The organism is Microbacterium sp. H83, assembly GCF_001650405.1.
In the GTDB taxonomy this organism is placed as follows: Bacteria; Actinomycetota; Actinomycetes; order Actinomycetales; family Microbacteriaceae; genus Microbacterium.
The window spans coordinates 1-16,281 of sequence record NZ_LWCU01000031.1 but is presented as its reverse complement, the minus strand read 5'-3'; the positions used below and the strand labels follow the sequence as shown (position 1 = coordinate 16,281).

Below are 16,281 nucleotides of genomic sequence, written 5' to 3'. Positions count from 1 at the left end.
AGGTGGGGGCTGTTGGGGTGGGGGTCGAGGTGGCCGTGGGGGTCGGAGCCTCGGCAGAGGGCGTCGCGGACGCGGTGGACGTGGGTGCCGGCGCAGCGCCGGGTGCTGTGGCGCATCCGGAGGCGCCGAGGACGACAACCATCGCGGCGGCGCTCGCGAGCACGCGGGAGACGAAGTGGGGACTCATGTCTCCGAAGGTAGCGTGTGGAGTCGGTCTCTCTCGGGAGCGGCGCCGCAGTGGCGAGCGCGTGTTCGTCCGAGGCGGGGTGCGGATTGCTGCTCGTGCATCGAGCGCGGCCGTCCGGTGGTGCGGAAGGGCCCCGACAGGATGACCTGTCGGGGCCCTTCTCGGCTGTCCGTCGTGCGGATCAGACGCCGAAGTACAGCTCGTACTCGAACGGGTGCGGACGCTGCGCCATGGGCAGGATCTCGTTCTCGTACTTGTAGGAGATCCAGGTCTCGATGAGCTCCTCGGTGAAGACGCCGCCCTCGAGGAGGAACTGGTGGTCGGCCTTCAGCGCCTCGAGCGAGTCCAGCAGGGAGTTCGGCACCTGCGGGATGTTCTTGGCCTCCTCGGGCGGCAGCTCGTAGAGGTCCTTGTCGACGGGCTCGTGCGGCTCGATGCGGTTCTTGATGCCGTCGAGTCCGGCCATGAGCTGCGCCGCGAAGGCGAGGTACGGGTTACCCGACGCGTCAGGCGCGCGGAACTCGATGCGCTTGGCCTTCGGGTTCGAGCCCGTGATCGGGATGCGGATCGCCGCCGAGCGGTTGCCGGCCGAGTAGACCAGGTTGACCGGCGCCTCGAAGCCCTTGACCAGGCGGTGGTAGCTGTTCAGGGTCGGGTTCGTGAACGCGAGCAGCGCCGGCGCGTGCGCGAGGATGCCGCCGATGTACCAGCGGGCGATGTCGCTCAGCTGACCGTAGCCGGCCTCGTCGTAGAACAGCGGCTTGCCGTCGTTCCAGAGCGACTGGTGCGTGTGCATGCCCGAGCCGTTGTCGCCGTAGAGCGGCTTGGGCATGAAGGTCGCGACCTTGCCCCACTGCTCCGCCGTGTTCTTGACGATGTACTTGAACTTCAGGATGTCGTCCGCCGAGTGCACCATGGTGTCGAAGCGGTAGTTGATCTCCTGCTGGCCCGCGGTGCCGACCTCGTGGTGCGAGCGCTCGAGGATGAACCCGGCGTCGATCAGCTTGAGGGTGATGTCGTCGCGCAGGTCGGCGGTCTTGTCGACCGGGCTGACGGGGAAGTAGCCGCCCTTGTACGGGGTCTTGTTGGCGAGGTTCCCGCCCTCCTCCTCGCGGCCGGTGTTCCACGCGGCCTCCTCGGAGTCGACCTTGTAGAAGCTCTCGCCCGACGTGACGGAGTAGCGCACGTCGTCGAAGATGTAGAACTCCGCCTCGGGGGCGAAGAAGGCCGTGTCGGCGATGCCGGTGGAGGCGAGGTACTTCTCCGCCTTCTTGGCGACCTGGCGCGGGTCCTTCGAGTAGATCTCGCCGGTGCGCGGGTTGTAGATGTCGAAGACCATGACGAGCGTGCTGGCCTCGCGGAACGGGTCCATGTACGCGGTCGTCACGTCGGGGATGAGCTGCATGTCGGACTCGTGGATGCTCGCGAAGCCGCGGATCGAGGAGCCGTCGAACAGCTGACCGTCCGTGAAGAAGTCTTCGTCGACCGTGGCCGCGGGGATGTTGAAGTGCTGCTGCACACCCGGGAGATCGGTGAAGCGGATGTCAAGGAACTTGACGTCGTTCTCCTTGATGTAGGCGAGCACCTCGGACGAATCTGTGAACATTACGACTCCTGGATTGCGGATCGACGGCTTACGGCCATTCTGCACAGTACGGGCGGAGCGTTACCCGGGAGTATCCGCTTTGTTTCCGGCATGTTACGCGCCGGTAGGCTGGATGTGTGACGGATGCTGTGAACACGTACCCCGGAGAGAGACTCGGACTGCCGCGATCGGGGACCGGCAGCATCGCCCGTCCCGGACGACGCATCGGCGCCCTCGTCATCGACTATCTCGCCGCCACGATCATCGCGACCGCCTTCCTCGGCTACGACCAGTTCGCCCTGCCGTCGGAGGCGGGGATCACGATGTTCGGGCCCATGGCGGTGTTCGCCCTGCTGCAGATCCTCTTCATCCCGACCGCGGGCGGCAGCCCCGGGCATCGCATCCTCGGCATGCGGGTCGTCCGTCTCGACGGCGGATGGGTCGGGCTCTGGCGGCCGGTCGTGCGAACGCTCCTGCTCGTGGTCGTGATCCCCGCCGTGATCTGGGATGCCGATCAGCGCGGACTCCACGACAAGGTGACGGGCCTGGCGCTGATCCGCGCCTAAGGGGTCAGTCCCTGCCGCGGTTGCGTCGTCGCGCCTCGCGCGGAGCGCGTCCGCCGACGAATGACCGGGCGGGATCGACCAGGTAGCCCTGACGCAGCGCTTCGCGTCCGATGAGCATCCGGAACCCCATCTCGTCGCGATTGCTCAGCGTGACCTCGGCGAGCACCTCGCGGTCGTGCAGACGGATCAGCATCTCGACGACGAAGCGCTCCTGCGCGTGCCCGGACGAGCTCCGCACCGCGCGACGATCATGGACCGGCGACTCGACCACGACCGCATCCTCCTGACTGTCCTGCCAGGGCTTCACGCGGAACCGGACCCACGACACGCCGTCACGCTCGAACTCGCGGATGTCGAACGCGTGCAGCGACGACGTGCGTGCTCCGGTGTCGATCTTGGCCTTGAGCCAGTCGACGCCGAGATCGGGCAGGCTCACCCATTCTCGCCACCCGATAAGAGTGTTTGAATGGGGTGTCTTGTTCACCCGACCATCCTGGCAGGAAATCCCCCGTGAAGATCGCAGTGCTCTCCCGTGCGCCGCAGGCGTACTCCACCCAGCGGCTCCGAGCGGCCGCGCTGCAGCGCGGCCACAACGTCAAGGTGCTGAACACGCTGCGGTTCGCGATCGACCTCACCTCCGAGGATCCCGATCTGCACTACCGCGGCAGGCAGCTGAGCGACTACGACGCGATCCTGCCCCGCATCGGCAACTCGATCACCTACTTCGGCACCGCGGTGGTGCGTCAGTTCGAGCAGATGGACGTGTACACGCCGAACACGGCCAACGGCATCTCGAGCGCCCGTGACAAGCTCCGTGCGAACCAGATCCTGTCCCGTCACAACATCGCGATGCCCCCGACGGCGTTCGTCCGCAATCGCGCCGATGTCCGCCCTGCCATCGAGCGGGTCGGCGGCGCGCCGGTCGTCATCAAGCTGCTCGAGGGCACCCAGGGGATCGGCGTGATCCTCGCGCCGCAGGTCAAGGTGGCCGAGGCCATCATCGAGACACTCCACTCGACCAAGCAGAACGTCCTGATCCAGAAGTTCATCTCCGAGAGCCGAGGGCGCGACATCCGCGCGCTGGTGGTCGGCGACCGGGTCGTGGCGGCCATGCGCCGTTCGGCCGCCGGCGATGAGTTCCGCTCGAACGTGCACCGCGGAGGATCCGTCGAGGCCATCGAGCTCGACCCCGTGTACGAGCGCGCCGCCGTGCGGTCGGCCCAGATCATGGGGCTCCGGGTGGCAGGAGTCGACATGCTCGAGGGCGACGACGGACCGCTCGTGATGGAGGTGAACTCCTCGCCGGGCCTGCAGGGGATCGAGACGGCCACGAAACTTGATGTCGCCGGCGCGATCATCGACTACATCGCCGGCCAGGTCGCGTTCCCCGAGATCGACGTCCGGCAGCGCCTCACGGTCTCGACGGGCTACGGCGTCGCCGAGCTCATGGTGCACGGTGCGGTCGACCTCGTGGGCAAGACGCTCGGCGAGGCCGGGCTCTGGGAGCGCGACATCACCGTCCTGACGCTCCACCGTGGCGTCTCGGTGATCCCGAACCCGCGGAAGCACGTCGTGCTCGAAGCCGACGATCGACTGTTCTGCTTCGGCAAGCTCGACGAGATGCGTTCGATGGTGCCGGAGCGCCGGCGACGTCGTGCCAAGGTGCGTCGTCTGCCGCGACAGCCGCTCTCCGAGTGACGCATCCGCCGCGACCATGAAGCGCGGCCGCCCTCCGAGGAGGACGGCCGCGCTTCGTGCGTGCGGGGAGCGGTGCTCAGCGCGGTCGCTGTGCGCGGACCTTCGTCGGGTCGATGCCCTTCGGGATCGGGAGCGACGAGAGCGACTGTGACACGGAGTCGATGCGGCGGATGACGGCGCCCATCGTCGCCTTGTCGATCGCCTTCGGGAGCTTCTTGATGGTCTTCGCGAGATCCTTGATCGCGACGTCGTCGTCGCCGTGACCCACGTACAGCACCGTCACGGGCACGCCGTGGGCGACGCGGGCGGCCTTGCTGCGCTCGTCGTTGACCAGGCGGGTCAGACGTCCGCGGGCGCCCTCGCCGACGACGACCACGCCGCCGCGGCCGACCGTGCGGTACACGGCGTCCTGCGTCTTCGGGTTGATGCCCACCGGCGTCTCGGAGGCCTGCCAGTTCCGGCCGAGGCTCGTGCTGAGCACGTGCCCGGTGGCACCCGCCATCCCGTCGATCTTCTGGTACATCGCCGAGGTCGACAGGCGCGTCATGAGGAACATGGCAGCGAGCACACCCAGCATGAGACCCGAGATGCCCCAGAGCACGAGCGTCCACACCTGGAACGGCGGGATCAGGTAGCCCACGATGAGCCCGATGAGCACACCGACCACGAGGAGCGCGATCTGCGCCCAGGGGAGCCAGGGATAGACCTCTCGCGTGAACCGGAAGAGGGACTTGATCTGGGAGAAGAACCCGGGGCGCTTCTCGGGTGCGGGCTTTGCCATGTCATAAGAATACCGACTGGCGCGCGCCTCCATGACGCCGTTCGCGTCGGGCGGATCGCTCGCCGGCACTCGTCCTCCACCCCGGCGGATTCATCGGGTGCACGTCCACAGCGGGCGCTTTCGTGTCGATCGCCGCGGTCGATGCGGTGACATGGAGGCATGACGGGGAGTGAGGAGCCGGGCGGCTCGCTGTTGCCGGGGGCGCATCGCGTGATCAGGGTGCTGGATGCCGGCGAGGGTCCGTACTCCGGCACCCTCGTCACCGACGGCGGCGCGGTCGTGGTGCTGACGGACGCGGCGGCGATCAGCGGGTGGGCGGGGTGGCAGCATGCGGGCGACGAGCACGTCGCGGGTCCGCTCGATCTGGTGCGCCGCCGAGACGGGCATGACGTGCTGCTCCCGTGGTGCACGGAGCCGCTGTCGCTGTTCCTGGGGCGGCGCCTGGCGGACGGACCGCGATTGTCGGCGGGGGAGGTGAGCACGCTCGTGGGCAGCATCCTGCGCGGCCTCGACGAGCTCGCGCGCGGACAGGGCGACGGCGTCGTCGAGGGCGACTGGTGGCTGACCGACGACGGGCGCCCGCTGTTCGCGATCGGCAGGGGCGGGATCGCGCGCGAGCGGAGCGCGCGCGTCGTCGACAGGCTGCACGGAGGGTGCGACGACCGGACGCTCGGTCGACTGCTCGCGACGATCCGGGAGGGCCTCATGGCAGCGGATACCCGTCCGGGCATGCCGCGCCGCCAGCTCGAGCTGTGGGAGTCCGAGCTCTTCGCCATCGCTGCACCGCGCCCGCTGGATCGGGAGACGCACGGCCCGGCGCGGGTGCGCGACATCGAGATGGTGCGGAACCTGCGCACCGGGTCGCTCGAGTCCCGTCGAACCCATCGAGCGGCGGCCGGGACGACCGATCGTGCTGCTCGCGGCGTGCTTCCGGACGTGGTTGCCGCGGCCGCCCGTCGGACGCGCGAACTGCGACGGTCGTTCGGACAGCGGTGGCGGACACTGCTGTCGTCGGCAGGACGAGCGGACTCCGCCGGTCAGGGCGGCGCGACCCCAGACGCCTCGCGGCCTGCGGCAGACAGGGCGAGCGCGGCGGGAGCGCCCTCGCGCCGGCGACGCCTCGTCGTGGCAGGGGCCGCGGCGGTGGTCGTCCTCTACGCAGGTCTGCTGTGGCCGGGAGACGCGACGGGTGAGTCCGCGGACGGCGCCGGTGCGCCCGTGTCCGCTCCGACACCGGCACCGACGTCGAGCCGGCAGGCGGGGGGCCGGGAGGAGTCCGGCGCGGAGGAGGAGGCATCGGATGCCGAGGTCGGCAGTCGAGGTCCGACTGCGGATGCCGAGAAGGTCTCGTCATCCGACGATCCGGTCGTCGCGACGCACGCGCTGCTCTCGACGATCGGTGCGTGCGCGACGGCCGGAGACACCGAGTGCGCGGGCGCCGTGGCCGACGGATCGACAGGAGTCGTCGACACGGTGGCCGCTTTCTCGGACGCGGTGGGTCCCGAGGCGCCCTCCCTCGCGCTCGTCGACGAGTACGGCGACGTCGCGGTCATCCGCGCGACATCGGGGGCTGCCGGTGCAGAGGTCTCCGGTGCCGCGCAGATGCTCGTCGTCATCCGCGTGGCAGACGAATGGCTGGTCCGCGACGCCTACGACGTCGCGGACCAGCCAGAGTGAGGATGCGGGTCAGGCTCCGAGCTGCGCGGCGAACTGCGCCGACTCGAGCCGCGCCTTGACCGCGCCGAGGAACCGGGCGGCGTCCGCCCCGTCGATGATGCGGTGGTCGTACGAGAGCGCGAGGTACACGTACGAGCGGACGGCGATCGCATCCGCGCCGCCGACCCTCACCAGACCGGGACGCTTCACGACGGTGCCGGTGCCGAGGATGGCGGACTGGGGCAGGAACACGACGGGAGTGTCGAACAGCGCGCCGCGCGACCCGGTGTTGGTCAGCGTGAAGGTGCCGCCGGCGAGCTCGTCCGGCTTCAGCTTGTTGTCGCGCGTACGTGCCGCGAGGTCGGCGATCTCGTGCGCGATCTCGGCGATGTTCTTCGACGCGGCGTCGCGCAGCACCGGGGTGAGCAGCCCGCGCTCGGTGTCGACCGCGATCGAGACGTTCTCGGTCTCGGGGTAGACGATCTGCTCGCCGTCGACGGTCGCGTTGACGATCGGGAAGGCGCGCAGGGCCTCGGCCGCCGCAAGAGCGAAGAACGGCAGGAACGACAGCTTGTCGCCCGTCTTCTCGAGGAAGGACCCCTTCACGCTGTCGCGGTACTCGGCGAGCGCCGTGACATCGACCTCGACCACCGTGGTGAGCTGAGCGGTCTGCTGCATCGACTCCACGGCGCGCTTGGCGAGGACCTTGCGCAGTCGCGACATCGGCTGCGTGGTGCCGCGCAGCGGGGAAACTTCGAGGGGAGCGGGCGCGGCCGGAGCGGCAGCCGCGGCCGGAGCGGACTTCGCAGTCTCGGCCGCCTTGAGGACGTCCTCCTTGCGGATGCGACCGCCCACGCCGGTGCCGGTGACACTGGACAGATCGACGCCCTGCTGCGAGGCCAGGCGGCGCACGAGCGGCGTCACGTACAGGTTGTCGCTCTCGGTCGGGAGGGCGAGCTTCTGCTCTGCGGGCGCGGCGGCGGGGGCCGAGGAAGCAGGAGCGGCAGGAGCGCCGCCCGTCGCCTGCTCGGGTGCGGCCTCGGCGGGAGCGGCGACGGGGGCCTCTGCGGCCGGGCGTGCGGCGGGCTCGTCGACGGGCGTCTCGGAGACCGAGGCCTTCGCCTCGGGCGCCTCAGCGGGAGTCGGCTGGGCGGCGGGAGCGGGCGCCTCGGCGGCGGGAGCCGACGGGGCAGCGCCCGAGCCGACACGAGCCAGCACGGCGCCGACGGCGACGGTCTCGTCCTCGGCGGCCACGATCTCCTGCAGCACGCCGGCGACCGGGGAGGGGATCTCGGTGTCGACCTTGTCGGTCGAGATCTCGAGGAGCGCCTCGTCGACCTCGACGCTGTCGCCGACCTGCTTGAGCCAGCGGGTGACGGTTCCCTCGGTCACGCTCTCGCCGAGCTCGGGGAGGACGATGTCCTTCGCGTCGCCTGCGGGGGCCTCGGCCTGTGCCGGAGCGGCCTCCGCCTGTGCGGGAGCGGGCTCCTCAGCCGGAGCGGCGGGCGCGGCCTCCTCAGCGGCGGGAGCCGCCTGCTCGGCGGCGGGCTCCGCCGCGGCCGGGGCGTCCGCAGCGGGTGCGGGGCTGCTGCCGTCGCCGATGCGTGCGAGCAGGGCGCCGACCTCGACGGTCTCGTCCTCGGCGACGAGGATCTCCTCGATCACGCCGGTGACGGGGGAGGGGATCTCGGTGTCGACCTTGTCGGTCGAGATCTCGAGCAGGCCCTCATCCGCCTGGACGGTGTCTCCCACCTGCTTGAGCCAGCGGGTGACCGTACCCTCTGTGACGCTCTCGCCGAGAGGGGGGAGGACGACGGATGTGCTCATGACTGAGTCTCCTTCAAGAAGTTAAATGACGCGTGACTAGCTTAGTGAACTGTGCACCGGTTGGTGTTCAGAGGGCGTGGAGTGGCTTTCCGGCGAGCGCGAGGAACGCTTCGCCGAGCGCCTCGCTCTGCGTGGGGTGCGCGTGGATGAGGGGGGCGATGTCCTCGGGGTGGGCCTCCCACGCCACGGCGAGCTGGCCCTCGGTGATGAGCTCGCCGACGCGGTCGCCCAGCAGATGCACGCCGAGCACGGGTCCGTCCTTCAGCCGCACGACCTTGACGAGGCCGCCGGTGCCGATGATCTCGCTCTTGCCGTTGCCCGCGAGGTTGTACTCGTAGGCCACGACGGCATCAGCGCCGTGAGCCGCGACGGCCGCCTCTTCGGAGACGCCCACGGACGCCACCTCGGGGCTCGAGTAGGTCACCTTCGGGATCTGCGCGTCGGGCACGTTCACGGGCGAGAGCCCGGCGATGCGCTCCGCGACCGCGATGCCCTGCTGGAAGCCGCGGTGGGCGAGCTGGAGGCCGGGGGTGATGTCGCCCACCGCCCAGAGGCCGTCGACGCCGGTGCGGAGGTCATCGTCGACCGTGACGAAGCCGCGGTCCAGGCGCACGCCTGCCTCCTCGAGGCCGAGGTCGGCGGTGACGGGGCCGCGGCCGACGGCGACCAGCAGGTAGTCGGCCGTGAACGTCTTCCCGTCTTCGAGGGTGACGGTGACCGAGCTGTCGTCCTGCGTCGCGGTCTGGAACCGCACTCCGAGGGAGTACTGGATGCCGCGGCGGCGGAACGCGCGCTCGAGGCCCTTGCTCATCGCGACGTCCTCGTTCGGAACGAGGTGCGGCAGCGCCTCGATGATCGTCACCTCGGCGCCGAAGGAGCGCCAGACGCTCGCGAACTCGACGCCGATGACGCCGCCGCCGAGGACCAGCACGCGGTCGGGGATGACATCGAGCGACAGCGCCTGCTCGCTGGTGAGGATGCGGCCGCCGATGTCGAGACCCGGCAGGGTGCGGCTGTAGGAGCCCGTCGCCAGGACCACGTCGGCACCGACGTAGCGGTCCTCGCCGACGCTGATCGAGCGGTCGGGGTTCAACCGGCCGGTGCCGGTGACGGTGGTGATGCCACGAGCCTTGACGAGGCCCTCGAGTCCCTTGTACTTCTTCGCGACGATGCCCTCGCGGTAATCGCGCACGCCCGCGGGATCGATCCGCTCCAGCGTCGCCGTGATGCCGACGTGCGCGGCGTCGCGGACGTGCTCTGCGACCTCGGCCGCGTGCAGCAGCGCCTTCGTCGGAATGCAGCCGCGGTGCAGGCAGGTGCCCCCGACCTTGTCCTTCTCGATGAGGGCGACGGACTTGCCGAGCTCGCTCGCCCGGAGTGCGGCCGCGTATCCGCCGCTGCCGCCGCCCAGGACGACGATGTCGAAGGTGTGGGTTGTCATGTGTCTATGCCTCCGTGTGGGATGCTGCGGCGAAGGCGATGATCGATCGGACCATCGCTCCGGTGGGGCCCTTGTCGGTGAAGCCGTACGGAGCCCCGTTGTGCTCGCCGGATCCGGCGATGTCGAGGTGCACCCAGGGGATGCGCGGCGCGTCGTCCCCCTCGCCGACGCGGCCGATGAAGCGCCGCAGGAAGAGGCCCGCGTACGACGCCCCTCCCATGCGATCGCTCATGTTGGCGTTCTGCAGGTCGGCGATGGGGGAGTCGAGGGAGTCCTCCATGTAGTCGGGCAGGGGCATGTGCCACGCCAGCTCGTCCGCGGCATCCGCGGCGGAGAGGAACTCGGTGACGGCGTCGTCATCGCCGAACACCCCGGTGTGCCGGTGGCCGAGCGCCATCACGATGGCTCCCGTGAGGGTGGCGACGTCGATGATCACGTCGGGGTTCTCGCGACTCGCCGCGACCAGCCCGTCCGCCATGACCAGTCGGCCCTCGGCGTCGGTGTTCGGCACCTCGACGGTGGTCCCGTCGAGGATGCGGATCACGTCGCCCGGTCGCAGAGCGCGGCCTGACGGCATGTTGTCGGTGATGCACAGCCACGCGGTCACGCGCACAGGGAGGCCGAGGGCGGCGATCGCCCGGACGGCGGCGAGGCTCGTGGCCGCGCCGGCCATGTCGAACTTCATGCCCACCATCGAGGCTGCGGGCTTCAGCGAGAGCCCGCCGGTGTCGAAGGTGATGCCCTTGCCGACCAGGGCGATGTGCCGCGAGGCGTTCTCGGGCGCGTACTCGAGGCGCACCAGGCGCGCCGGACGATCGGAACCCTGCGCGACGCCCAGGATGCCGCCGAATCCCTGGGCGGCGAGCTCCTTCTCGTCGAGGATCTGCACGGCGACGTCGAGGCCCTCGACGCTGTCGGCGGCGCTCTGCGCCAGCTGTGCGGGGCTCTGCCATTCGGCCGGCACGAAGACGAGGTCCTTGACCAGCGCGACGGCCTCGCCGACGGCGGTGGCCCGCTCCAGTGCCGCGTCGTCGAGCTCCGCGTGCAGGACGACGGCGGAGGCGCGGGGCTTGCCCTTCTCGCTGCGGTAGCCCTCGAACCGGTAGCCGCCGAGCACGGCGCCTTCGGCGGCGGCGTCGGCGAAGCCCTCGAGGCCCGGCGCCAGGGCGACGGCCACCGTGTCGAACCCGGTGAGCGACCGCAGCGCGGTTCCGACAGCCGCACGCACCGCGAGCGCATCCGGCGTTCGTCCGACGCCGACGACGGCGAACGGCAGGGCGGTGACCTGGGGCGCGTAGACCCGGGTGAAGGCGGAGGAGGATCCGGTGAATCCGATTCCTGCGAGGGAGTCCGCGAGTCCGGGGTGGCCCGACAGCGACTCGGTGGAGTCGGAGATGTCGGGGATGACGAGCACTGCGGCGTCTGCAGCGCTTCCGGGGAACTGATCTGTGGTGCGCGACAGCGCGGGAAGCGTCATGCCTCCATCCTAGGGAGCGCGACGGGAACGCACGCCGACGCGCTGTTCGCTCTCAGCATGACCGCCGTCGCCCCCGCGTCGGACCGTGCTCGTAGCATGGACACATGCCCTTCTCCGGAGACATCCATGAACGTGTGGCGAATGCCCCGGCCGTTCCGCGCGGTCTGCCGCTGGTCCTGCTGCTGACAGGATTCACCGACGCGGGCAACGCGGTCTCCGGGCTCATCGAGCACCTCCGCGAGACGACGGATCCGCAGCCGGTCGAGATCTTCGACAACGACGTCCTCCTCGACTACCGCGCGCGCCGCCCCGTGGTGTCGTTCGACCAGGACCACCTGACGGAGTTCCGTCCCTCACGGCTCGAGCTCTCGCTCGCCACCGATGCCCTGGGGCAGAGGTTCCTCCTGCTCGCGGGCTACGAGCCCGACTTCGTCTGGAACGAGTTCGCGCGGACCGTGCTCGACCTCGCGACGGAGTTCGAGGTGTCGAGCCTCACCTGGGTGCACTCGATCGCGATGCCGGTACCGCACACGCGGCCGATCGGCACCACCGTCAGCGGCAACCGGCGCGACCTCACCGTGGCGCACTCCGTCTGGCGCCCCCGCACGCAGGTCCCCGCCACGGCGGGCCACCTGCTCGAGTACCGCTTCGCGGAGCGCGGCGATCGCGTCGCGGGCTTCGTCCTGCTGGTCCCGCACTACCTCGCCGAGACGGAGAACCCCGACGCGGTGATCACCGCAGCCCAGCGGCTGATGGCGGCGACCGGACTCGTGCTGATGCTCGACGAGGTCCAGGAACGGCGCGAGGACTACATCGCGCGCGTCGACGAGCAGGTGATCGGCAACGACGAGCTCCAGCAGATGGTGCACGGGCTCGAGCGCCGGTACGACGCGTACATGGCGGGGCGCGACCCGGAGGACGGCTCCTACGATGAGGGCGGCTTCAACGAGCGCGATCTCCCGAGCGCCGACGAGCTAGCCGCCGAGCTGGAGCGCTACCTCGCCTCGCGGCCGAGCGGCGACGAGGACAAGCCCGGTCGAGGCTGATCCGGAGGCCTCGCCGGTCGCCGCGACGGGAAGTTCGACGGAATGCGCTCGCATCCCCTCACGTGTGCGATACTAGGAGTCTGACCCGTTGTCAATCGATCTTTTCGAAGATCAGACTTGACAAGGGTCTTACTAGTGTCCGAAATGTCCCGGGGTCGCCAGCGGCCCCGTGAAAGGCGAAACGTGACTCCTGCCACGACCAAGAACACCCGGACGAAGAAGACTGCCGAAGCTCCCGAGGTCGACGCCCCGGCGGAGGAGGCAGCTGAGAAGCCGGCCCCCAAGACCGCGGCGCAGCGCGCCGCTGCCAAGCGCGCCCCGGCGAAGAAGAAGAAGTCGGACGACATCGTCGAAGAGGACGAGGCCCCCGTCGCCGAGACCGCGGAGGAGGAGGACGAGGAGTCCAAGCCGAAGTTCACCGAGCCCCTTCCGACCGGTGCGATCGTCATCTCGTCCAACGACGACGAGGACGTCCCCGTCTACTCCACCCAGATCACCGGAGCGACGGCCGACCCCGTCAAGGACTACCTCAAGCAGATCGGAAAGGTCGCGCTGCTGAACGCGGCCGAAGAGGTCGAGCTCGCCATGCGCATCGAGGCCGGTTTGTTCGCCGAGGAGAAGCTCTCCGCGATGAGCGCCGCCGAGAAGGCCGGCCAGCTCGGGCTCGACCTGCAGTGGGTCGCCCGCGACGGCCAGCGTGCCAAGAGCCACCTGCTCGGCGCGAACCTGCGTCTCGTGGTCTCGCTCGCCAAGCGCTACACCGGCCGCGGCATGCAGTTCCTGGATCTCATCCAGGAGGGCAACCTCGGTCTGATCCGCGCCGTCGAGAAGTTCGACTACACCAAGGGCTTCAAGTTCTCGACCTACGCCACCTGGTGGATCCGTCAGGCGATCACCCGCGCGATGGCCGACCAGGCACGCACCATCCGCATCCCGGTGCACATGGTCGAGGTCATCAACAAGCTCGCCCGCGTCCAGCGCCAGATGCTGCAGGACCTGGGCCGCGAGCCCACCCCCGAGGAGCTCAGCCGCGAGCTGGACATGACGCCGGAGAAGGTCGTCGAGGTCCAGAAGTACGGGCGCGAGCCCATCTCGCTGCACACCCCTCTCGGTGAGGACGGCGACAGCGAGTTCGGCGACCTGATCGAGGACACCGAGGCCGTCGTCCCCGCAGACGCGGTCGGCTTCACGATGCTGCAGCGTCAGCTCGAGCAGCTCCTCGACTCCCTGTCCGAGCGCGAGGCCGGCGTGATCCGCATGCGGTTCGGACTCGGAGACGGTCAGCCGAAGACGCTCGACCAGATCGGCGACACGTTCGGTGTGACGCGCGAGCGCATCCGCCAGATCGAATCGAAGACCATGGCGAAGCTGCGCCACCCGAGCCGTTCGCAGTCGCTGCGGGACTACCTCGAGTGATGCAGGCGAATGACGGCAAGGCGCTCGAGGCGAGCGTCGACGGCACGAGCTATGCGCGCATCCCGCTGAAGACGCGGGTCGTCATGCCGGACGACGACCTCGACGCGATCATCACCGAGTACGCGAAGGACGCGGTGCAGCCGGGCGACCTGCTGTTCGTGACCGAGAAGATCGTCGCGATCACGCAGGGTCGCTCGTACCGTCTCGACGAGATCACGCCGCGCCCGCTCGCGCGCTTCCTGTCGCGGTACGTCGTGCGCACGTCGTACGGCATCGGACTCGGTATGCCCGAGACGATGGAGATGGCGCTGCGCGAGTGCGGCACCCTGCGGATCCTGTTCGCGGCAGGGGTCTCCGTCATCACCAAGGCGTTCGGTCGTCGGGGCGACTTCTACCGGATCGCGGGCGACAAGGCCCGTGCGATCGACGGCCCCACCAAGAACACGATCCCGCCCTACAACCAGGCGGTCGTGCTGGGGCCGAAGAACCCGCGAGAGGTCGCGCAGCACCTGCAGAAGCTGGTCGGCCGTGACGTCGATGTGGCCGTGGTCGACATCAACGACATCGGCGGCAACATCCTGGGATCGACGCTCGACAGGGCCGGAGAGCGCCGTCTCGTCGAGATCCTCCGCGACAATCCGCTCGGGCAGGCGACCCAGTCGACGCCCATGGGGATCGTCCGCGCGATCTGAGTCGCCGGTCGGCTCGAGACGACGACGAAGGGCCCGGATGCGATGCATCCGGGCCCTTCGTCGTACGCGCGCGGCGTGTCAGAAGCCGATGGCGGCCTGGTAGCGCGGCTTGTGGCCCGTGCGGATGCCGGTCACGCTGGGCTTGTTCTCGTACACGCCCGCGCCCCAGTTGCCCTCGACGAGCACAGGCCCGTCGGGGGTGACGACGATGTCCCAGCCGACGTACTGGACCTGGGGGACGACCCTGGCGGCCTGGTCGACGAACGCCTTGACCTCATCGATCATCGGCAGCCGGAAGTCTGCGATCGGGAAGCCGGAGTCCGGGTGCGTGACGTGCACGTGCCCGTGGGAGTCGTATCCGGAGCCCACCGAGTGCCCGTCCTCGTCGAGCATCGTGTAGAAGCCGCCGAAGCTCATCTGATCGCTCACGGCGCCGCGGCCGAACTTCTGCGCCATCGCGAGGATGTGGGTCTTCTCCCCGTCGAAGAACGCCGTCACGCGGGTCGTGTTGACGGTTCCCGGGCAGACGGCGGCCAGGTCGGCGTGCTGACGGATGACCTCCTCGACCAGCACCTGCTTCTTCGAGAGGAGCTCGGCGTGGAAGGCATCCCAGTCGGTGACGTCGGCGGCGTGGTACCGGTGCACGCCTGTGCCCGCCTGACCGTGGGTCTCCTTGACGACGATCGTCCCCTGCCGCTCCGTGAAGGCGCGCAGCTCGTCGGCGTTGCCGTCGACGATGAGCATCCACTCCCGCTTGAGGAGCGCGTCGAAGCGGACGTTGAACTCCGCCTTGTCGTGGAACAGATGGCGGTAGTCGGGGTGGTCGTACTGCTGGGAGATCTGGTTCGACACCGGGTGGGTCATGTACGTGTCGCGCTCGGCCTTCGAGAGGATCGCGAAGTCGTAGTCGATGTAGTCCTGGAAGCCGACGTTGTGCCGTCCTGCCGACCAGAGCATGTCGACGACCACGAGAGGGACGGCCTTGCCGTGCTGGGAGGAGGCTTCTCTGGCCCTCTCCATCACCGAGGCGACGTCGAGGCGACGGGCGCGGTCCAGCAGGTAGCGGACGCGGGGCGCGAGGGAAAAGCGTGACATGGATCTCCAGGGTCGGCGGTATCCACAAGTCTACGGGGGAGGGCCGGGGCATCCTGGGAGGGCGGAGCTAGGGTGGAGGGGTGTGTGACTCGACTTCCAGCTCTCTTCCGCACGCCATGATCTCCCGCTCCGCCCTGGCGTCGGCCGCGACCGAGGCCGCGTCCCACGGCGGTCGGATGGCGGACCTGCGTCGCGACGCCTGGGGTCATGGGATCGTCGGGGTCGCGCACGCCGTGATCGCGGCGGGCGCCGCGGCGGTGCTCGTCGATTCGGATGCCGAGGTCCAGACCCTGGCTCTCGAGGGCATCCAGGCCGAGACGCACGGAACCGCCGACATCGACGCGCAGCTGCTCTACGGCCTGCCCGACGCGGAGGGCGTGCTGCGCACCCGTCCGGTGATGCGGCTGACCGGACGCGTGCTGTCGTTGAAGCCGCTGAAGGCCGGAGACGCCGTCTCCTACGGCTATACGCACCGGGCGTCGACCGACACCACGGCCGTGCTCGTGACCGGCGGCTACGCGCAGGGCATCGTCCGTGCGCTCGGCAACAGGGCTCGGGTGGAGCTGGACGGCGCCATGCGACCGATCATCGGGCGCGTCGCCATGGATGTCTGCATGGTCGACACGGAGGGGCAGTCGGCGGTGGCGCCGGGTGCCGAGGTGACGTACTTCGGCGGCTTCTACACGATGCTCGACGAGGACGGGCACTCGGTGGGCTCCGGATACGACTCCCACGGGCACGTGCACGTCACGCACCCGGACTCCGGCTTCCCGATCGCAGACTTCCGGCTGCCGATGATCGATGAGGTCAAGGC

The 16,281-nt window shown here is 69.5% G+C and carries 15 protein-coding genes; 7 read left to right on the top strand and 8 right to left on the bottom strand.

Features of this window, described 5'->3' with window-relative positions:
* On the bottom strand, positions 1-187 hold a 187-nt coding region (locus A4X16_RS18320; protein ID WP_231880360.1), incomplete at its 3' end, for a hypothetical protein.
* Positions 188-368: 181 nt separating this feature from the next.
* Positions 369-1,793 (bottom strand): type I glutamate--ammonia ligase, encoded by a 1,425-nt coding sequence (glnA, locus tag A4X16_RS12520; RefSeq protein ID WP_067121041.1) that lies wholly within the window; start codon positions 1,791-1,793, stop codon positions 369-371.
* 116 nt (positions 1,794-1,909) lie between these two features.
* On the opposite strand from glnA, the gene A4X16_RS12515 reads away from it, so the two are divergent.
* On the top strand, positions 1,910-2,338 hold the full coding sequence (locus tag A4X16_RS12515; protein WP_067121039.1) for an RDD family protein: 429 nt from the start codon (positions 1,910-1,912) through the stop codon (positions 2,336-2,338).
* Between the two features lie 4 nt (positions 2,339-2,342).
* Here A4X16_RS12515 and A4X16_RS12510 read toward each other — a convergent pair whose 3' ends face one another.
* Entirely contained in the window at positions 2,343-2,822 is a 480-nt protein-coding gene (locus A4X16_RS12510; RefSeq protein WP_067121038.1) for an ATP-dependent zinc protease family protein, read from the bottom strand.
* Positions 2,823-2,848: 26 nt separating this feature from the next.
* Between A4X16_RS12510 and A4X16_RS12505 the strand changes: the two genes are divergently transcribed.
* Positions 2,849-4,036, top strand: coding sequence for a RimK family alpha-L-glutamate ligase (locus tag A4X16_RS12505; protein WP_067121036.1), 1,188 nt, complete (start codon positions 2,849-2,851; stop codon positions 4,034-4,036).
* Positions 4,037-4,112: 76 nt separating this feature from the next.
* Here A4X16_RS12505 and A4X16_RS12500 read toward each other — a convergent pair whose 3' ends face one another.
* Positions 4,113-4,817, bottom strand: coding sequence for a DUF4191 family protein (locus tag A4X16_RS12500; RefSeq protein ID WP_067121034.1), 705 nt, complete (start codon positions 4,815-4,817; stop codon positions 4,113-4,115).
* A gap of 159 nt (positions 4,818-4,976) precedes the next feature.
* Here A4X16_RS12500 and A4X16_RS18315 point away from each other — a divergent pair, with 159 nt between their 5' ends.
* On the top strand, positions 4,977-6,494 hold the full coding sequence (locus A4X16_RS18315) for a hypothetical protein (protein ID WP_067121032.1): 1,518 nt from the start codon (positions 4,977-4,979) through the stop codon (positions 6,492-6,494).
* A 9-nt stretch (positions 6,495-6,503) separates the two neighbouring features.
* Here the strand turns inward: A4X16_RS18315 and sucB are convergent, their stop codons facing one another.
* From sucB to A4X16_RS12480, 3 genes are all read right to left on the bottom strand, one after another.
* Entirely contained in the window at positions 6,504-8,300 is a 1,797-nt protein-coding gene (sucB, locus tag A4X16_RS12490; protein WP_067121030.1) for a 2-oxoglutarate dehydrogenase, E2 component, dihydrolipoamide succinyltransferase, read from the bottom strand.
* A gap of 67 nt (positions 8,301-8,367) precedes the next feature.
* Complete coding sequence (gene lpdA / locus A4X16_RS12485) at positions 8,368-9,741, bottom strand: dihydrolipoyl dehydrogenase (RefSeq protein WP_067121028.1); 1,374 nt, start codon at positions 9,739-9,741, stop codon at positions 8,368-8,370.
* A gap of 4 nt (positions 9,742-9,745) precedes the next feature.
* Positions 9,746-11,218 (bottom strand): leucyl aminopeptidase, encoded by a 1,473-nt coding sequence (locus A4X16_RS12480; RefSeq protein WP_067121026.1) that lies wholly within the window; start codon positions 11,216-11,218, stop codon positions 9,746-9,748.
* 104 nt (positions 11,219-11,322) lie between these two features.
* Between A4X16_RS12480 and A4X16_RS12475 the strand changes: the two genes are divergently transcribed.
* From A4X16_RS12475 to A4X16_RS12465, 3 genes are all read left to right on the top strand, one after another.
* Complete coding sequence (locus A4X16_RS12475) at positions 11,323-12,264, top strand: proteasome assembly chaperone family protein (RefSeq protein WP_067121024.1); 942 nt, start codon at positions 11,323-11,325, stop codon at positions 12,262-12,264.
* Positions 12,265-12,447: 183 nt separating this feature from the next.
* Positions 12,448-13,680 carry an RNA polymerase sigma factor gene (locus A4X16_RS12470; RefSeq protein ID WP_197491837.1) on the top strand — a complete coding sequence of 411 codons (1,233 nt, stop codon included), beginning with the start codon at positions 12,448-12,450 and terminating at the stop codon, positions 13,678-13,680.
* Positions 13,680-14,372, top strand: coding sequence for a coenzyme F420-0:L-glutamate ligase (locus A4X16_RS12465; RefSeq protein WP_067121019.1), 693 nt, complete (start codon positions 13,680-13,682; stop codon positions 14,370-14,372). Before A4X16_RS12470 ends, A4X16_RS12465 begins: the two co-directional genes overlap by 1 nt.
* Before the next feature lie 78 nt (positions 14,373-14,450).
* Here A4X16_RS12465 and A4X16_RS12460 read toward each other — a convergent pair whose 3' ends face one another.
* Entirely contained in the window at positions 14,451-15,467 is a 1,017-nt protein-coding gene (locus A4X16_RS12460; RefSeq protein WP_067121017.1) for a sugar-transfer associated ATP-grasp domain-containing protein, read from the bottom strand.
* 80 nt (positions 15,468-15,547) lie between these two features.
* Between A4X16_RS12460 and A4X16_RS12455 the strand changes: the two genes are divergently transcribed.
* Positions 15,548-16,281 (top strand): alanine racemase (locus A4X16_RS12455; protein WP_231880359.1); only part of this gene is annotated, 734 nt, incomplete at its 3' end.